At 65.6% G+C, this 14430-nt stretch carries 18 protein-coding genes and 1 tRNA gene; 13 read left to right on the forward strand and 6 right to left on the reverse strand.

The window, feature by feature from the left end:
* Together Q7W51_10415 and Q7W51_10420 are read left to right on the forward strand one after the other, a co-directional pair.
* Positions 1 to 516, forward strand: a 516-nt coding sequence (locus Q7W51_10415) for a pseudouridine-5'-phosphate glycosidase (GenBank protein ID MDO8848785.1), incomplete at its 5' end; no start/stop codon positions are given.
* Positions 513 to 1235, forward strand: a complete 723-nt coding sequence (locus Q7W51_10420) for a TIGR00730 family Rossman fold protein (GenBank protein MDO8848786.1) — start codon at positions 513 to 515, stop codon at positions 1233 to 1235. The genes Q7W51_10415 and Q7W51_10420, both read left to right, overlap by 4 nt.
* Here the strand turns inward: Q7W51_10420 and Q7W51_10425 are convergent.
* Positions 1232 to 2161 (reverse strand): FAD-dependent oxidoreductase, encoded by a 930-nt coding sequence (locus Q7W51_10425; GenBank protein MDO8848787.1) that lies wholly within the window; start codon positions 2159 to 2161, stop codon positions 1232 to 1234. The two genes, Q7W51_10420 and Q7W51_10425, sit on opposite strands and share 4 nt — an antisense overlap.
* Before the next feature lie 97 nt (positions 2162 to 2258).
* Here Q7W51_10425 and Q7W51_10430 point away from each other — a divergent pair, with 97 nt between their 5' ends.
* Positions 2259 to 3377, forward strand: a complete 1119-nt coding sequence (locus tag Q7W51_10430) for a DUF362 domain-containing protein (protein MDO8848788.1) — start codon at positions 2259 to 2261, stop codon at positions 3375 to 3377.
* 17 nt (positions 3378 to 3394) lie between these two features.
* On the opposite strand, the gene Q7W51_10435 is transcribed toward Q7W51_10430, so the two are convergent.
* Positions 3395 to 4864, reverse strand: coding sequence for a bifunctional UDP-sugar hydrolase/5'-nucleotidase (locus tag Q7W51_10435; protein MDO8848789.1), 1470 nt, complete (start codon positions 4862 to 4864; stop codon positions 3395 to 3397).
* A gap of 96 nt (positions 4865 to 4960) precedes the next feature.
* Here Q7W51_10435 and Q7W51_10440 point away from each other — a divergent pair, with 96 nt between their 5' ends.
* Complete coding sequence (locus tag Q7W51_10440) at positions 4961 to 5740, forward strand: DUF1295 domain-containing protein (GenBank protein MDO8848790.1); 780 nt, start codon at positions 4961 to 4963, stop codon at positions 5738 to 5740.
* 36 nt (positions 5741 to 5776) lie between these two features.
* Here Q7W51_10440 and Q7W51_10445 read toward each other — a convergent pair whose 3' ends face one another.
* On the reverse strand, positions 5777 to 6556 hold the full coding sequence (locus Q7W51_10445) for an ATP-binding cassette domain-containing protein (GenBank protein ID MDO8848791.1): 780 nt from the start codon (positions 6554 to 6556) through the stop codon (positions 5777 to 5779).
* Between the two features lies 1 nt (position 6557).
* Positions 6558 to 7163 (reverse strand): hypothetical protein, encoded by a 606-nt coding sequence (locus Q7W51_10450; protein MDO8848792.1) that lies wholly within the window; start codon positions 7161 to 7163, stop codon positions 6558 to 6560.
* Positions 7164 to 7342: 179 nt separating this feature from the next.
* Between Q7W51_10450 and Q7W51_10455 the strand changes: the two genes are divergently transcribed.
* Genes Q7W51_10455 through Q7W51_10475 form a run of 5 tightly spaced genes read left to right on the forward strand, consistent with a single transcriptional unit; the run spans position 7343 to position 11174 of the window.
* The gene (locus Q7W51_10455) at positions 7343 to 7822 is read left to right on the forward strand and encodes a MarR family transcriptional regulator (protein ID MDO8848793.1); all 480 of its coding nucleotides are present in this window, start codon (positions 7343 to 7345) and stop codon (positions 7820 to 7822) included.
* A complete protein-coding gene (locus tag Q7W51_10460; GenBank protein ID MDO8848794.1) occupies positions 7819 to 8700 on the forward strand; it encodes an ABC transporter ATP-binding protein in 882 nt (293 codons plus the stop codon). The genes Q7W51_10455 and Q7W51_10460 overlap by 4 nt, the downstream gene beginning before the upstream one ends.
* The gene (locus Q7W51_10465; protein ID MDO8848795.1) at positions 8697 to 9944 is read left to right on the forward strand and encodes an ABC transporter permease; all 1248 of its coding nucleotides are present in this window, start codon (positions 8697 to 8699) and stop codon (positions 9942 to 9944) included. Before Q7W51_10460 ends, Q7W51_10465 begins: the two co-directional genes overlap by 4 nt.
* Positions 9941 to 11005: an ABC transporter permease gene (locus tag Q7W51_10470; protein MDO8848796.1), complete on the forward strand. Its 1065-nt coding sequence runs from the start codon at positions 9941 to 9943 to the stop codon at positions 11003 to 11005. The genes Q7W51_10465 and Q7W51_10470 overlap by 4 nt, the downstream gene beginning before the upstream one ends.
* A gap of 34 nt (positions 11006 to 11039) precedes the next feature.
* A complete protein-coding gene (locus tag Q7W51_10475; GenBank protein MDO8848797.1) occupies positions 11040 to 11174 on the forward strand; it encodes a hypothetical protein in 135 nt (44 codons plus the stop codon).
* 68 nt (positions 11175 to 11242) lie between these two features.
* On the opposite strand, the gene Q7W51_10480 is transcribed toward Q7W51_10475, so the two are convergent.
* The gene (locus Q7W51_10480; protein MDO8848798.1) at positions 11243 to 12016 is read right to left on the reverse strand and encodes a hypothetical protein; all 774 of its coding nucleotides are present in this window, start codon (positions 12014 to 12016) and stop codon (positions 11243 to 11245) included.
* Complete coding sequence (locus Q7W51_10485) at positions 12017 to 12376, reverse strand: PadR family transcriptional regulator (GenBank protein MDO8848799.1); 360 nt, start codon at positions 12374 to 12376, stop codon at positions 12017 to 12019.
* Positions 12377 to 12475: 99 nt separating this feature from the next.
* Between Q7W51_10485 and Q7W51_10490 the strand changes: the two genes are divergently transcribed.
* From Q7W51_10490 to Q7W51_10505, 4 genes are all read left to right on the forward strand, one after another.
* Positions 12476 to 13300 carry an amidohydrolase family protein gene (locus Q7W51_10490; protein MDO8848800.1) on the forward strand — a complete coding sequence of 275 codons (825 nt, stop codon included), beginning with the start codon at positions 12476 to 12478 and terminating at the stop codon, positions 13298 to 13300.
* Between the two features lie 72 nt (positions 13301 to 13372).
* A complete protein-coding gene (locus tag Q7W51_10495) occupies positions 13373 to 13741 on the forward strand; it encodes a response regulator (GenBank protein MDO8848801.1) in 369 nt (122 codons plus the stop codon).
* 76 nt (positions 13742 to 13817) lie between these two features.
* A tRNA-Phe gene (locus Q7W51_10500) sits at positions 13818 to 13893 on the forward strand.
* A gap of 247 nt (positions 13894 to 14140) precedes the next feature.
* Entirely contained in the window at positions 14141 to 14296 is a 156-nt protein-coding gene (locus tag Q7W51_10505) for a hypothetical protein (GenBank protein MDO8848802.1), read from the forward strand.
* Positions 14297 to 14430: the final 134 nt, after the last annotated feature.

Genomic DNA, 14430 nt, shown 5'->3' on the forward strand with positions numbered 1-14430 from the left:
GAGGAACTCGCGCGTACCAGCCTTGCGGTAGTCTGCGCGGGCGCCAAGTCGGTCCTCGACATCGGCCTCACGCTCGAGTACCTCGAGACGCGTGGTGTCCCGGTGCTCGGCTACGGGACGGACGCGTTCCCGGCGTTCTACACGCGCGACTCCGGCTTCGGCGTGGACGCCCGTTTCGACACGCCGGCCGAGATCGCCTCGGTGCTGCAGGCCAAGTGGGAGACCGGTCTTCAGGGCGGCGTGCTGGTGTCGAACCCTATCGCCGAGGAGCATGCGCTCGACAAGGCCATGATCGACGAGATCATCGACGCGACGCTCGCCGAGGCACGCGAGAGCGGGGTGCGCGGCAAGGCCATCACGCCGTTCTTGCTCGCCCGCATCCACGAGCTCACCGACGGCAAGAGCGAGGCTGCGAACAAGGCGCTCGTGTGGTCCAATGTCCGCGTCGCCTCGAAGATCGCCATTGCGCTCGCCGCGCGTGCACGGACCACCCACGTCGCCGGGAGGCACTCGTGACAGACGAACCCAACGGCAAGCGCGCATTCGACGAGTCGCTCCTGGAGATGGTCCGCGGTACCGAAGCCGACTTCCTGGCGAGCAAACACGGGAGATACGGCGACGTCGAGGGCGCCGTGCGAATCTTCCTCGAGATCCTTCGCGGGTTCGAGTTCATGCAGGTCGACCGTCCCTGCGTGACCGTCTTCGGCTCGGCGCGTTTCCGCGAAGGGCACAAGTACTACGAGCAGGCGCGCGAGATGGGCCGGGCGCTCGGCGAGGCCGGATTCTGTGTGATGACGGGCGGTGGCCCGGGAGTCATGGAGGCGGCCAACCGCGGCTGTAAGGAGGCGGGCGGCCTCTCGATCGGGGCTAACATCCACCTCCCGGCGGAGCAGAACCCGAATCCCTATATCGACCGTTTCATGGAGTTCGAGCACTTCTTCGTGCGCAAGGTGATCATGGTCAAGTACTCGTCGGCGTTCGTGGTCTGCCCCGGTGGCTTCGGCACGCTTGATGAGATCTTCGAGACGCTCGTGCTCATGCAGACCGACAAGATCGATGACTTCCCGGTGATCGCCCTCGGCGCCGACTTCTGGGGGCCGATGATCGACTTCTTCCAGAGCAGGATGGTGGCCGAAGGCACGATCACGCCCGCGGACATCGACCTGATCCGGATCACCGACTCGATCGACGAGGCGATGGTCCAGATCCTGAGCAGCCCGTACGCGCGTCCCTAGCGGCGCTTGAGGTCGCGCGAAAGTGCCATCGCTGCCCGGGCGCCCTCGCCAGCGGCGATGATGATCTGCTTGCCGGGCGTGTCGGTCACGTCACCCGCGGCGTAGATGCCCACCGCGCTCGTGGCCCCGCGGTTGTCGATGACGATCTCGCCCTGCTCGTTCATCTCGACGAGGCCGGCGGTGAACTCGGAAACCGCGATCGAGCCGCTTTCGATGAACACGCCGGAGACTGCGATCGTCTGCTCGGCGCCCTCCTTGGGATTCTTCAGCTTCAGGCCGGTCACGCGGGAGTCGCCTGCGATCTCGGTCACCTTCCAGCCGGTCATCAGCGTGATGCTCGCCGACGCCGTCACGCGCTCGAGCATCGCCTCGGGCACTTTGAGCGCCTGGAGGGTGATGAGCGTGACGCGAGCGCCGAGGGTCGCGAGTTCCAGTGCGGCATCGGCAGCGGACTCGCCCGGGCCCACCACGGCCACGTCGGCGTCTTTGAAGAACGCGGCATCGCAGGTGGCGCAGTACGACACGCCGCGGCCCACGAACTCCTGCTCGCCGGGTACCGCGAGCCGGTTCGGCGCCTTGCCCGTGGCGATGATGATCGCGTGGGTGGGCAGCACGGTGCCCTCTCGGGTGTAGACCTCGAAGCCGTCGTCGGCGGGCACGATCGCGTTCACGAGCTGCCCCTCCAGGCACTTCACGCCGAACTGCGCCACGTGGTCGCGGAAGTTCTGCACGAGTTCCTTGCCGGTCACGAGCCGCCAGCCGAGGTAGTTCTCCACCTCGCCGGCCCACAGCGCCTGCCCGCCGACCTCGCCGCCCACGATCGCGGTCTTGAGGCCTTGGCGCGACGTGTACATCCCGGCGGTGAGTCCTGCGGGACCGGCGCCGATCACCACCACGTCGTACCGCTCGCTGCCCTGCTCGCCCATGAGGCGCTCCTCTCGCGTGCACCCGCGCCCGGCGTGGCGCGCACTCGTGTCACAATTGCCACAACCGCCGAAAGGACCAGACATTCCGAAGGCTCGTGTGGCTGTCATCAGGTGTGATACCTACGATACTCCTGCCGTCCAGGCGGCGGTATCCCGCGGCCTGGACCTGCTCGGCGGCGCAGAGGCGTTCGTGCGCGCGGGCGAGCGCATCGTCCTGAAGCCGAACCTGCTGGTGCCGAGCGGCGCCGACAAGGCGGTCACCACGCACCCCGCGGTCTTCTCGGCGGTCGCACGGGAGCTGGCTGCGGCTGGCGCACGACTCGCATGGGGAGACTCGCCCGGATTCGGCACCACGGCAGGTGCGGGCAAGCGCGCCGGGATCGTCGAGGCCGCCGAGATGCTCGGCCTGTCCATGGCGGATTTCGAGCACGGACGGACACTCTCGTTTCCCGACGGGCGGCTCATCAAGCAGTTCACGATCGCCGAGGGGGTTGCCTCGGCCGACGGGCTCGTCTCGCTCCCGAAGCTCAAGACCCACGCGCTTACGCGAATGACCGGCGCGACCAAGAACCAGTTCGGGTGCATCCCCGGGCTGCTCAAGAACGAGTTCCACTCGCGGGTGCCGGACATCGAGCACTTCAGCCAGATGCTGGTGGACCTCAACCGCTTGCTGCGCCCCCGGCTGGCCGTGATGGACGCCATCGTAGCGATGGAGGGCAACGGGCCGCGCAACGGCGACCCCAGGCAGGTCGGGGTGCTGCTGCTGTCCGATGACATGGTTGCGCTCGACGCGCTCGGTTGCCGGATCATGGCGCTCGACCGTGCGCTCGTGGACACGGTGGTCTACGGCGAGCGCTGGGGCCTCGGGAACGCGACCGACATTGAGCTTCTTGGCGATGAGTTGCCGGTGCTCGACGACTACGTCGTGAACCGGAGTCACGCCTCTACGACCGGCGGGCGGATGAGCAGCTCGACTGTGAAGCGCCTCATCACACCCCGCCCGTTCATCGTCCACGACCGCTGCACGCGCTGCGGCACCTGCGTGCAGGTGTGCCCTGTCGATCCGAAGGCCGTGGACTGGGTCGGTGGCGACCGGAGCGTGCCGCCCGCGCACGACTACGAGCGGTGCATCCGCTGCTACTGCTGCCAGGAGATGTGCCCGGAGCGTGCCATCGAGGTGAAGACGCCGCTGCTGGGGCGGATCATCCGGCGGTAATCGCTCTGGCGCGCGTTCTATTCGTAGACCAGCCGTCCCTCCACAGCACGACCCACGTTCGGGTGGGTGCGAAGCCACTCGTCGAGCACCTGCTGTGCTGAGGTCGACACGACTTTCGAGTCGCCCGCAGCCATGAGCTCGGCGGCTGTCACGCCCAGGTACGGCTCGCAGTTGGCGGCGTGGTAGCCCTGCAGCCCGACCGTGTAGATCGCGTCGTCAGCCACCGGCGCGCCGCCCAGCTCGAGAGAGACGAGCGTCTCGCCGGCGTCGCGGTATCGCGCCCGCACGGCGCCGTTCACCTGGTAGCACTCGCCCTCACCAGAGAGGCGGTTCTCGGTCCGCATCCACCGCGCGAACATCGTCTTGAGCGTCTTCCCGGTCACGGTGTAGCGGGTCACGCTGTCGTCGTACGGGAAGCAGCCCATGAAGTCCATGAGCGTCACGGTGGGGCCGAGTTCCTTCACGCGCACCGAGCCGGCGCCGAGGAGCATCACGTCGAGTCCGAGGGACTCGGCGAGCGCGTCGGCAAGCAGGTTGCCGAGCGCGCTTTCCTCCTCGCGCAAGGGGTGTGTGAGCCTATCAGTGAACTTGCAGATCACCACGCCATACTTGCGGTCCACGATGTCCTTGAACGAGTCGATGAACTCAGTGAGCTTGAGGTCTGGCTCGGCGATGTTCTCGTCGATGGGGATGAGCTGCCACGTCCAGTTCACGATCGAGTTGGTGTCGTCGTCCACCTCGATGTCGAAGCGGCCGATCTGGTTGGTGCCGGTGCCCGCCTGCGCGATGAGCACGCCGTTGACCTGCGCGGGCTCGCTCAGGATCGTGTGCGAGTGCCCGCCGATGATCATGTCCACGCCCCACGCCGGGTCGAGGTGCTCGGCGAGTTCCTTGTCGCTCTCGAAGCCGATGTGGGTGAGGATGATGGTGAGGTCGATGTCGTCGTTCTTGTACGCGTTGGTGATGCGCCCCACCTCGTCGGCCGCCTCGTGGATGTCCACGAACGTACCGATGAGCTCGTCGAGCCTGATCGCGTCGAGCGCCTTCTCGGTCAAAATGCCGGTGAACAGGATCTCGAAGCCGTCCTTCTCCATCACGTAGTGGGGCATCATCATCCGTTTGTTGAACGGCTTGATGTAGATGTTGGCGTTCACGATGGGGAAGTTGGCGATCTTCTCGAGGAACAGCAGGTGCGGCACGCCGTAGTCCACCTCGTGGTTACCGAGGCCGACGATGTCCGGCGCGAGGTAGTTCATGACCTCGATCGTCGAGACGCCCTTGAAGTCCGAGTCGATGATCGATCCCTGCAGCATGTCGCCCGAGATGCAGTAGATGACGTTCTTCTCCTCGGCGCGGACCTTGTTGAGGTAGCCCGAGAGCAGCGGCAGGCCACCGGTGAGCGGGCCTCCTCCTGCTGCCTGCTCGGCGAAGAAGTCGCCGTGCATGTCGTTGGAGTGCAGGATGGTGAATCTCCGCGTGCTGCCCATGGTTCCCCCCGGGTGACGGTCGGCATCTGGTGATGATGTTACCCCACGGTGAGGCGCGGGCATTCTCAGGGCAACACCGACAACGGGAGGTATGGGATGCAGGCGATCGCACAGGCGTATCTGATCGCGGCGGCGGCCGTCCTCGGCTACATGACGGTCTGGTACGTGATCGCGCTCGTTCGCAAGCGCAACGATCTTGCCGACACCGCCTGGGGCCTCGGCTTCATCATGATCGCGGGCCTCGCGCTGCTCGGGCAGGAGCCCGTCTCAGCGCGCCTCGGGCTCGTAGCCGCGCTCGTGCTCGCCTGGGGCGTGCGACTCGCCGTTCATGTGTACTCGCGCAACCGCGGCAAGGCCGAGGATTTCCGCTACGCGCAGTGGCGCGCGGACTGGGGCAAGTGGTTCCTCATCCGCACCTACCTGCAGGTCTTCCTGCTCCAGGGCGTGTTCATGCTGGCGATCGCCGCGTCCATTGTCGTGGTAGGCGCCGATGGCGGCGGTCCGCTCGGCTGGCTCGACGGTCTCGGAGTCGCCGTCTGGTTGCTCGGCTTCGTCTTCGAGTCGGTCGGTGACGCCCAGCTCAAGGCGTTCGTCTCCGACCCGGCCTCACGCGGACGAATCCTGGACACCGGTCTGTGGCGCTACACGCGTCATCCCAACTACTTCGGCGAGGCTACGCAGTGGTGGGGCCTGTGGCTGATCGCGCTCTCGGTGCCGAACGGGTGGCTAGCGATCATCAGCCCGCTCTCGATCACGCTGGTGCTGCTGTTCGTCTCGGGAGTCCCGTTGCTGGAGAAGAAGATGGCCGAGAAGCCAGGGTGGGCCGAGTACGCGCGTAAGACGAGCGTGTTCGTTCCGCTGCCGCCGAAAGAGTAGTGAGCCGGGCGCGTCCGGGAAGAGGGAACGCGCCTTTTACCAGAGGCGGTACCAGCCGTCGCGCTCTTCGATCATCGCCGGCACGCCGTAGAGGTTCGTGAGCGCCCCACCCGTGAGCAGATCGGCCTTGGGCCCGTCGCGAAACACGCGGCCGTCCTTCAGCATCACGACCCGCTCGACCTCGGGCACGATATCGGCAACGTGGTGGGTGACGACCATGAGCGCGGTGGTCTCGGCGAGTCGGCGAACCAGCTGCAGGAAGTGATAGGTGCCCGCCAGGTCCAGACCGTGCGTGGGCTCGTCGAGCACGAGCAGCGCCGGTTCGTGCACCAGCGCACGGCCGATCAGCGCGCGACGGGCCTCGCCGGTCGAGAGCGTCTCCATCGTTCGTCCGGCCAGAGGCTGGATTCCGAGGTAGTCGAGCAGCTCGTCGGCACGCGCGGCCATCGCCGGAGTCACCTCGGCGCGGCGATAGAGTCCGATCGAGCCGAAGAAGCCCGAGAGCACCACGTCGCGCACGGTGACGGCCTTGCGGTAGTCGTCCTGCAGAAGGTCGGACACCACGCCGAACACACGCCGGGCCTCGAAGAGGTCCCAGCGGGCCTGCCCGCGGAGCATCACAGGTGCGGCATCGCGCGCGAGCGGCCGGACATCGCGGGTCACCAGGCCGATGAGCGTGGACTTGCCGGCGCCGTTGGGGCCGAGGACCGCCACGTGCTCGCCCTCGAGGAAGGAGAGCGAGTCCACCTGGAGGATCGTCCGCCCGCCGCGGACGACCTCGGCATCGCGGAGTTCGATGAGGGTGTCATGCGTCACGTTATGCCAGGCCGACCTCTTTGAACTTCTTCTTCACAGAACTCAAGCTGCCCAGCACGTGGAACTTCCACTTGCCCGTCGCGGCTTTGATGATCAGCACGTCGGGTGTGCTGTTGTTCTCATCGGCCATGCTCGTGCGGAACTTCGCGCCCTGGTACTGCGAGCGCTCGACCGCCCAGTTGCCCGGCGTCTCCGCCAGCGCGGCATCCGGCGACATCTGCCAGTACACATCGTTGTAGCTTGTCGACGACTTCATCTGCGCACCCCACTGCCCGAAGAAGCCCTTGCCTTCGGCCTTCGCGCCGTCACGAGCCGCGTCGATGATCGCCTTGGCCCTCTCCTTGTTGACCTCGGAGAAGATGAGGCGACGCTCGGTGATGATCAGCGTGTACGCCTTCTGCTTGAGGCCCATGAAGCCTTCGACGAGGGTCAGCCCGCCGATCACGGCGATCACGCGCTCGCCGGATGGTTCAGCCGCGGGCCGCACGGGCGTGGAAGCTGGAGCAGGCGGTGCGGCCGCGGGCAACTGCGTTCCGCATCTCGTGCAGAACGTGTCAGCAGGCACAGCGGGGGACCTGCATGCGCCGCAGTGCCGGTCCTCGGTCATCTCGGCTCCTACTCTCGTGGGGACACATCCGAGTGTAGCCGACGAACGGCCATCGGGGCATCGGGGACGTCGCGGAGGCTGGTTGACAGCATCGCCGGAGGGGATATAGTAGTGAAAGTTCACAACGTACTGAACGTTGTGAATATGGGCAACATAAGCTCGACCTTGTGGAGGTGCATGTGGGCGCACACGCCGATCAAGATGCAGTGATGCGGTTCGTCGAGGAGTTCGGGTCGTACTTCGCCGGGTTCGGCCTCAGCCGGGCCACCGGGCTCATCTGGGCGTACCTGCTCGTCTCCGACCCGCCCGAGCAGTCCACGAGCGACCTCACGGAGGCTCTGCAAATCAGCAAGGCGTCCGTGAGTACCGGCGGACGACAACTCGCCGCGATGGGTGCCATCCGGCGGTCCCACAGGCGTGGTGAGCGCGAGTGGCAGTTCAGCGCCGATCCGGAGATATTCTCGACGCTTCTCAAGTCCAAAGTGCGCGAATACACGAACATGCGGCTTCTGCTCGAGCGTGGGATCGAGGCGATCGGGGACGATCCGGCGCGGCTTCACAACATCGAGGAGATGCGGGACATCTTTGCCTTCTACGAGGAGCGCGTCCCGGCATTGGTCGACGAGTACATCGCGAAACGGAAGAAGGAAGGACGATGACTGACGCAGCACGCACGGGAGCGCACGCCATCCAGGTGGAGGGGCTGCGCTTCTCCTACGGGGACCTCGAGGCGGTGAAGGGAATCGACTTCGACGTGCAGCCGGGCGAGATCCTTGGCTTCCTCGGCCCGAACGGCGCCGGAAAGTCGACCACCATCAAGATGCTCACCGGTCAGCTCACGCCCAAGTCCGGCGTAGCGAGAGTGCTTGGGATAGATGTAGCCACAGACAATCCCGAGCTGCAGGCGCGCATCGGGGTGTGTTTCGAAGAGAAGAACCTCTATATCAACATGTCGGCCAAGGAGAATCTCGAGTTCTTCGCGAGTCTCTATGGGATCAAGGATCCTGACGCCGAAGGAGTGCTCCGGCGTGTCGGGCTGGCGGACCGCGCCAAGGACCGCGTCAAGACGTTCTCCAAAGGCATGCGACAGCGCATGATGATTTCGCGCGCGTTCATCAACAAGCCCGACGTGCTCTTCTTAGATGAGCCCACCGACGGGCTCGACCCGGTCACCTCGGCGGCCATCCGCAGGACCATAAAGGAGGAGGCCGAGCGCGGTGCGGCGGTCCTGCTGACAACGCACGACATGTTCGAGGCGGACGAGCTCTCCGACCGGGTCGCCTTCATCAACGAGGGCGAGATCGTGGCGCTCGACTCCGCCGAGAACCTGAAGCTCAAGTACGGGACCCGCTCGGTGAAGGTGCGCCTGCGCGAGGGCGATGTCGTGCGCGAGGAGGTCCTGCCGCTGGACGGCGACGGTTCCTCGGCCCGGCTCGCGGAGCTGGCCGCCAGTCCGAACCTCCTTACCATCCACACCGAGGAAGCGACGCTGGAGCAGATCTTCATCCAGCTGACGGGTAGGGGGCTTGAGGGATGAGCCGCGCCGTGTCGCGCCCTGCGATCATCTGGGCGCTGCTCAAGAAGGAGTTCAAGGCGTACTCCCGCGACACCGTGTACCTGCTGCTGACGCTGCTGGTGCTGATCGCGGTGCCGATCACCTTCCGTTTCCTGCCCGACTCGGTCGACGAGACCATCACGCTTGCGGTATCGCCACCGGTCTCGGCGCTCATCGAGGACGGCAAAGACACGCTCCGTGACCTCGGCGCCACCGAGGAGCAGCTCGCCGAACTCGACGAGGCCGATCTCACCGGCGAGCAGGAGGGCCTGCTTCTCCTCGAGTTCGAGGACGAGGGGCAGATGACCGGCGTCATCGAGGGCACGATCGAGGCCTGGCAGACCGCCGACGGCGAGTTCGTCTTCCGCGACAAGGAGGCCGACGAGGACAAGCCCGACAACGCCGAGCGCGTGAACGTGGACATCGGCATCGCCTTCCCGACAGGCTTCATCTCCCAGGTCGCCACCGGCAAGGACGACATCACCGTCACCGTCTACTCCGATGCGGGCGTGCCGGATGAGATCAAGGGCGCGATGCGCTCGTTCGTCCGCGAGGCAGCCTACCAGCTCGCGGGCAAGGAGCTGCCCGTGAGCATCCCCGCCGAGGAGTCGATCATCCTCGGGCAGGACCGCTCGGGCGATCAGGTGACGCTGCAGGAGAAGACGCGTCCGCTCCTGCTCTTCATGATCCTTCTGATGGAGACGTTCTCCATGGCCTCGCTCGTCTCGACCGAGGTGCTCCAGCGCACGGTGACCGCCGTGCTCGTGACGCCCGCGAAGGTGGGCGACTTCCTCGCCGCCAAGACGATCTTCGGGACGGCCATGTCGTTCTCGCAGGCGCTCATCATGCTTGCCCTCATCGGTGGGATCACCGCCGAGAACTGGTCGCTCCTGCTCGTTGTGCTGCTCATGGGCGCGATCATGTTCACGGGAGTCGCGCTGTTCGTCGGCTCGGCAGGCAAGGATTTCATGGGCCAGCTGTTCTACGCGATGCTGTTCACCATCCCGCTGCTCATCCCCACGCTGTCGATCATGTTCCCCGGATCGGTGGCGCCCTGGGTGCGCATCATCCCCACGTATCCGATCATCGACGTGCTCGTCCGGTCCACGGTCTACGGTGCCACCTGGTCCGACTCATGGGGGTCGCTCGCGTATGCGGCGGCGTGGCTCGTGGTGCTCTACGGAGCCGGCCTCATCGCACTCAAGCGGAAGGTGGAGTCGCTATGAGTCTCTCTCGCATATGGAGGGTCCTGAGGAAGGATCTCGCGCTCGGCCCGCGCTCGCCGATCTTCTTGTGGGCGATCGTGCTGCCCGTGGCGCTCACGCTGATCCTGCAAGTGGCGTTCGGGTCGCTCTTCGATCCAGAACCCCGTCTCGGTGTCGTCGACCAGGGCGATTCGGCCATCACGGCGGGTATCGAGGACACGGAGGGCATCGAACTCACCTTGTTCGATGACGAGGCCGAGCTGAAACGGCAGGTCGAGGCCAACGATCTCGACGCCGGACTCATCCTCCCCGAAGGCTTCGATGAGGCCGTCAAGGGCGGCGACAAGCCAACGCTTCAGTTCTTCATCGGCGGCGAGAGCTATGCCTCCAACCGCATCATCCTTACCGTGACCGCTCTCGATCTCGTGCGCGAGCTCGAGGGGAGCGTGGCGCCGGTGACGGTGGACATCGTCGACTTCGGCGAAGAGGGGCTTCCCATCTCGATCCGCCTGATCCCGGTCATCGTCTTCTACGCACTGGTCATCGCGGGGCTGTTCGTGCCCGGTTCCAACATCGTCGAGGAGAAGGAGCAGGGCACGCTCATGGCGATCCTCGTGACGCCGGTCAAGACCGCCGAGGTCCTCGCGGCCAAGTGGCTGTTCGGCGTGATCCTCGCGTCGGTCATGGGCGTGGCCTCGCTTGCGATGAACGGCGCAATCGGTTCGAACTGGCTCGATGTCGTTCTCGTGGTGATCATTGCGGCAATGCTGTCGGCCATGCTCGGCGTGGTCGTGGGCGTGTTCGCCAAGGACTCCGCGATGATGTTCGGCATCGTGAAGGGGGCGGGCATCTTCCTCTTCGCGCCGGCCGTGTTCTACATCTTCCCCGACTGGCCGCAGTGGATCGCCAAGCTGTTCCCGCTCTACTGGATCATCGAGCCGATCTGGCAGGTGTCGGTGATGGGCGAGTCCGTGACCGCAGTCTGGAGTGAGCTTGCCGTGGCGCTCGGCATCACAGCAGCGCTCGGCGTCCTCGCGTGGTGGCTCGCAAAGCGTATGCAGGCTCAGATGGCGGGGCAGTAGCGACAACCGATCAACCGAAGGGAGCCGGGAGCACATGGACTGGTACTGGTGGGTGCTGATCGTGGTGGCCGTCGTGGGTATCGGCTACCTCAAGCTCAAGGTGTGGGGCAAGATCATGGCCAACATGAAGGCCAAGAAGGCCGCACAAGCGGAGCTCGAAGACGAGTAGGCGTCGTCCACGCTTTGTTCGGATCAAGACGACTGAGGCCCTCCCGACCAGGAGGGCCTCACGTTCGCCTACCCCAGTATCCGCGGCGGCAGGAACGGGCCGATGCACATCCACAGGTAGTAGAGCAGCAGCACGATGCATAGGCAGCCGGTCGGGATCGCCGCTACGAGGATCCACCAACGGTTTCGGCCGACGCCGAGCGGTTCGGGGTGCTGGGCGATGTCGCGCTCGCGCACCACGATGCGGTCATCGTTGAGGCGGATGCCGCGTAGGCCGGTCATCCACATTCCGAGGCTCTTCGACATGCCCCGCCGGAGGACGATCCAGTAGAACGCTGCCCAGCCGAGGAGCAGGCCGCCCATCACCAGGTGCCACACCGGCACCGGCTCCGGGACGATCAGGGCGGTGTAACCGAGTGCGGTGAGCCACCAGTACGCCACGTGTTCGGCGAGCTGGATCCAGACGGGCGCGAATACCGAGTCGCCGATTCCCACCAGCGCGAGCCACAGGAAGGTGAGTGCCGTGGGCACGAGAAGAATCGGGCCGAACCCGACCACCGCGTCGGTAGCCCAGGCGCTGTACCGCCGCCCGAGCGATGCCTGCGGCACGGGCGGGCCGTCCTCGGGGCGTATCCGCCGCTCCACGATCGCCGAGGCCACCGCGACGGCGTCGCCAAAGTCCGCGAGAACGGCCTGCGCGTCGCCGCGCTCGCCGATCTCCTCGAACAGGTGCGTGCGGATCTCCTCGACCGTGTCGTCCGCATCCACCTTTGGCAGACCGCGCAGCGCGCGGCGCACCTCGGCGAGATACCCCTGCACGTCGCGGTGTTCCTGCTCGGTCATCTACTCGCCCCTCAGTTCGTCGAGCGCGGAGGAAACAACGCCCCACTCCGCCCAGGCGCGCTCGAGGAACGCACTGCCTGCGCTCGTGATGCGGTAGTACTTGCGCGGACCCGCCGGGCCCTCGTCGGACCACGCGGCGGTCACGAGCCCGTCCGACTCGAGGCGGCGCAAGACGGGGTAGACGGTCCCTTCGCCTGCGACGAGCCCGCCGCGCTCCTTGAGCTCACGGACGATCGCGTAGCCGTACAACTGCTCACGGCTCACGAGGCTCAAGATCATGAGCTCGATGATGCCCTTACGCAGCTGGGTCGCCCACGAATCAAAGTCGTCGGGTGCGCTCTGTGTCGGCCGTTTGGCCACGGTGGTCCTGTCCCCCGGGGAATACTATGCAATAGACAGTACCAGGCAATACGAGGTAGCCGCAAGCGCCTGTCGCGCCGGGTGCGCTAGACTGGCCGGGTGCCATCGCCGCCCCGCGACCCACAGGAGACGACTCTGAGCATCATCGACGTCCATACGCATGCCTTCACCGACGCGATCGCGCCGGCGGCCGTCGCCTCGCTCATCGAGTTCGGCGGGGTTACCGCGCACTACGACGGGACGATTCTCGGTCTCGTCGCAGCTATGGACCGCACCGGCGTGGACCGCTCGCTGGTGGCGCCTGTGGCGACCAAGCCCTCGCAGGTGGTGACCATCAACGACTGGATCGCCTCACTCGACCGCACACGTATCATCCCGTTCGGCGCGATGCACCCCGACTTCCCGGAACCCGCGGCCGAAATGGCGCGGCTCGTCTCCCTCGGCGTGCGCGGTATCAAGCTCCACTCGCAGAACCAGGACTTCTCGCCGGAGGAGGCACGCCTCGCCCCGATCTACGAGGCGGCCATCGACCTCGGCATGGTCATCTTGTTCCACGCGGGCGGCTTCGTGGTCGAAATGGGAGTGGAGGCGCGGCCGGCGTCATTCGCCCGGGTGCTCGACGACTTCCCGGCGCTTACGTGCATCCTCGCGCACATGGGCGGCTACCAGTGCTGGGCCGAGGTGTGCGAGCACCTCTGCGGGCGCGACGCGTACTTCGACACGGCGTACGTGCCGCGCCACCTGCCCGACACCGAGTTCCTGGCGCTCATCCGCGATCACGGGGCGCATAAGGTGCTCTTCGGCTCGGATGGGCCGTGGACCGACGCGGCTGTCGAGATCGCGCATCTCAGGCGGCTCGGGCTGGACGCCGGGGAACTCGACGGTATCCTCGGCGGGAATGCCGAGCGGCTTCTCGGCGAGTGAGCGCGGGTTGGGTTGGCGATGAGTGCGGCGCCGTGGTTACAATGGGAGAGACCGGCGGCTGAAGGGATTGCAGTGGCCAAGCGCATTCTCATCGTGGAAGACAATCCGCAGAACCGCTACCTGATGTCGTTTCTGCTCGAGCAGCAGGGCTACGAACTCCTGGTGGCCGAGGACGGCGCCGAGGCGCTCGAGATGCTCGAGCAAGACGTGCCGGACCTCATCTTGATGGACATGCAGCTGCCGCGGATCGACGGCTACGAGGCCACGCGGCGCATCAAGGCCGATGAACGGTTCCGGAACATCCCGCTCGTTGCGCTTACCGCACACTCGATGGAGCGGGATGAGGAGCGGGCACGCGACGCCGGGTGCGACGAGTTCGTCACCAAACCGGTGGATGCTGACGGCCTGCTCGCGATGGTAGCGAACCTACTCGCCGAGTAGCTCTGGGCTCAATCCGGGACTCCCGCGGCGGCTTGCGTTCATTCCGGCCGTTGGGTACTCTCTTGCAGCACCACATGGCCAGGTAGCTCAGTTGGTAGAGCAGGGGACTGAAAATCCCCGTGTCGGCGGTTCAAGTCCGTCTCTGGCCACCATAGATACTTCCGAAGGGTCGGGCCGAAGGGTCAGGCCCTTTGTGCGTGTGAGCTGGGGATTTCCTCACCTGCTACGCCTTCGGTTCCGCTTCGCAGCCGCGAGATCGCCTGTTGCTGTAGGCCCAACCACTGAATCCTTCCGGCCGATTCACCGTCGTGCCGGGACAACGGCAACGCATCCGGCCGAACGCCAAGGACGAGATGGACAGCGGCGTTGGGAATCAACTCGAACAGGGAGGTGAATGACATGAAGTCACCCAAGAATCTCGGACTGATACTGCTGGCTATCTGGCTTATCGTGACGGGCGTACTGCAGGTGGTCAGCATTTCGATTCCCGGCATCGGTATCATAACTGCTGCGCTTGCCATCGCTGCGGGCGTCCTGATCCTGCTCGGCCGATAAGCACTCTGTCTCTGGCCATCATAGTGATGATCGAAGAGCCGTCCCACTGGGGCGGTTCTTCTGCGCGCGCCTCCGCAGCGGACTGGTGGTACAGCTGTGGTTAGCCAAAGGTAACTGCGGGTAAGAATAATTAG

The organism is Coriobacteriia bacterium (assembly GCA_030652115.1).
Taxonomy (GTDB): domain Bacteria; phylum Actinomycetota; class Coriobacteriia; order Anaerosomatales; family Anaerosomataceae; genus UBA6100.

Excerpts from the sequence above, each read along its gene's own strand:
- Q7W51_10425 (MDO8848787.1), bottom strand. The coding sequence starts at position 2,161 with ATGGGCGAGCAGGGCAGCGAGCGGTACGACGTGGTGGTGATCGGCGCC.
- Q7W51_10435 (MDO8848789.1), bottom strand. The coding sequence starts at position 4,864 with ATGGGCAGCACGCGGAGATTCACCATCCTGCACTCCAACGACATGCAC.
- Q7W51_10440 (MDO8848790.1), top strand. The coding sequence starts at position 4,961 with ATGCAGGCGATCGCACAGGCGTATCTGATCGCGGCGGCGGCCGTCCTC.
- Q7W51_10450 (MDO8848792.1), bottom strand. The coding sequence starts at position 7,163 with ATGACCGAGGACCGGCACTGCGGCGCATGCAGGTCCCCCGCTGTGCCT.
- Q7W51_10460 (MDO8848794.1), top strand. The coding sequence starts at position 7,819 with ATGACTGACGCAGCACGCACGGGAGCGCACGCCATCCAGGTGGAGGGG.
- Q7W51_10465 (MDO8848795.1), top strand. The coding sequence starts at position 8,697 with ATGAGCCGCGCCGTGTCGCGCCCTGCGATCATCTGGGCGCTGCTCAAG.
- Q7W51_10470 (MDO8848796.1), top strand. The coding sequence starts at position 9,941 with ATGAGTCTCTCTCGCATATGGAGGGTCCTGAGGAAGGATCTCGCGCTC.
- Q7W51_10475 (MDO8848797.1), top strand. The coding sequence starts at position 11,040 with ATGGACTGGTACTGGTGGGTGCTGATCGTGGTGGCCGTCGTGGGTATC.
- Q7W51_10480 (MDO8848798.1), bottom strand. The coding sequence starts at position 12,016 with ATGACCGAGCAGGAACACCGCGACGTGCAGGGGTATCTCGCCGAGGTG.
- Q7W51_10505 (MDO8848802.1), top strand. The coding sequence starts at position 14,141 with ATGAAGTCACCCAAGAATCTCGGACTGATACTGCTGGCTATCTGGCTT.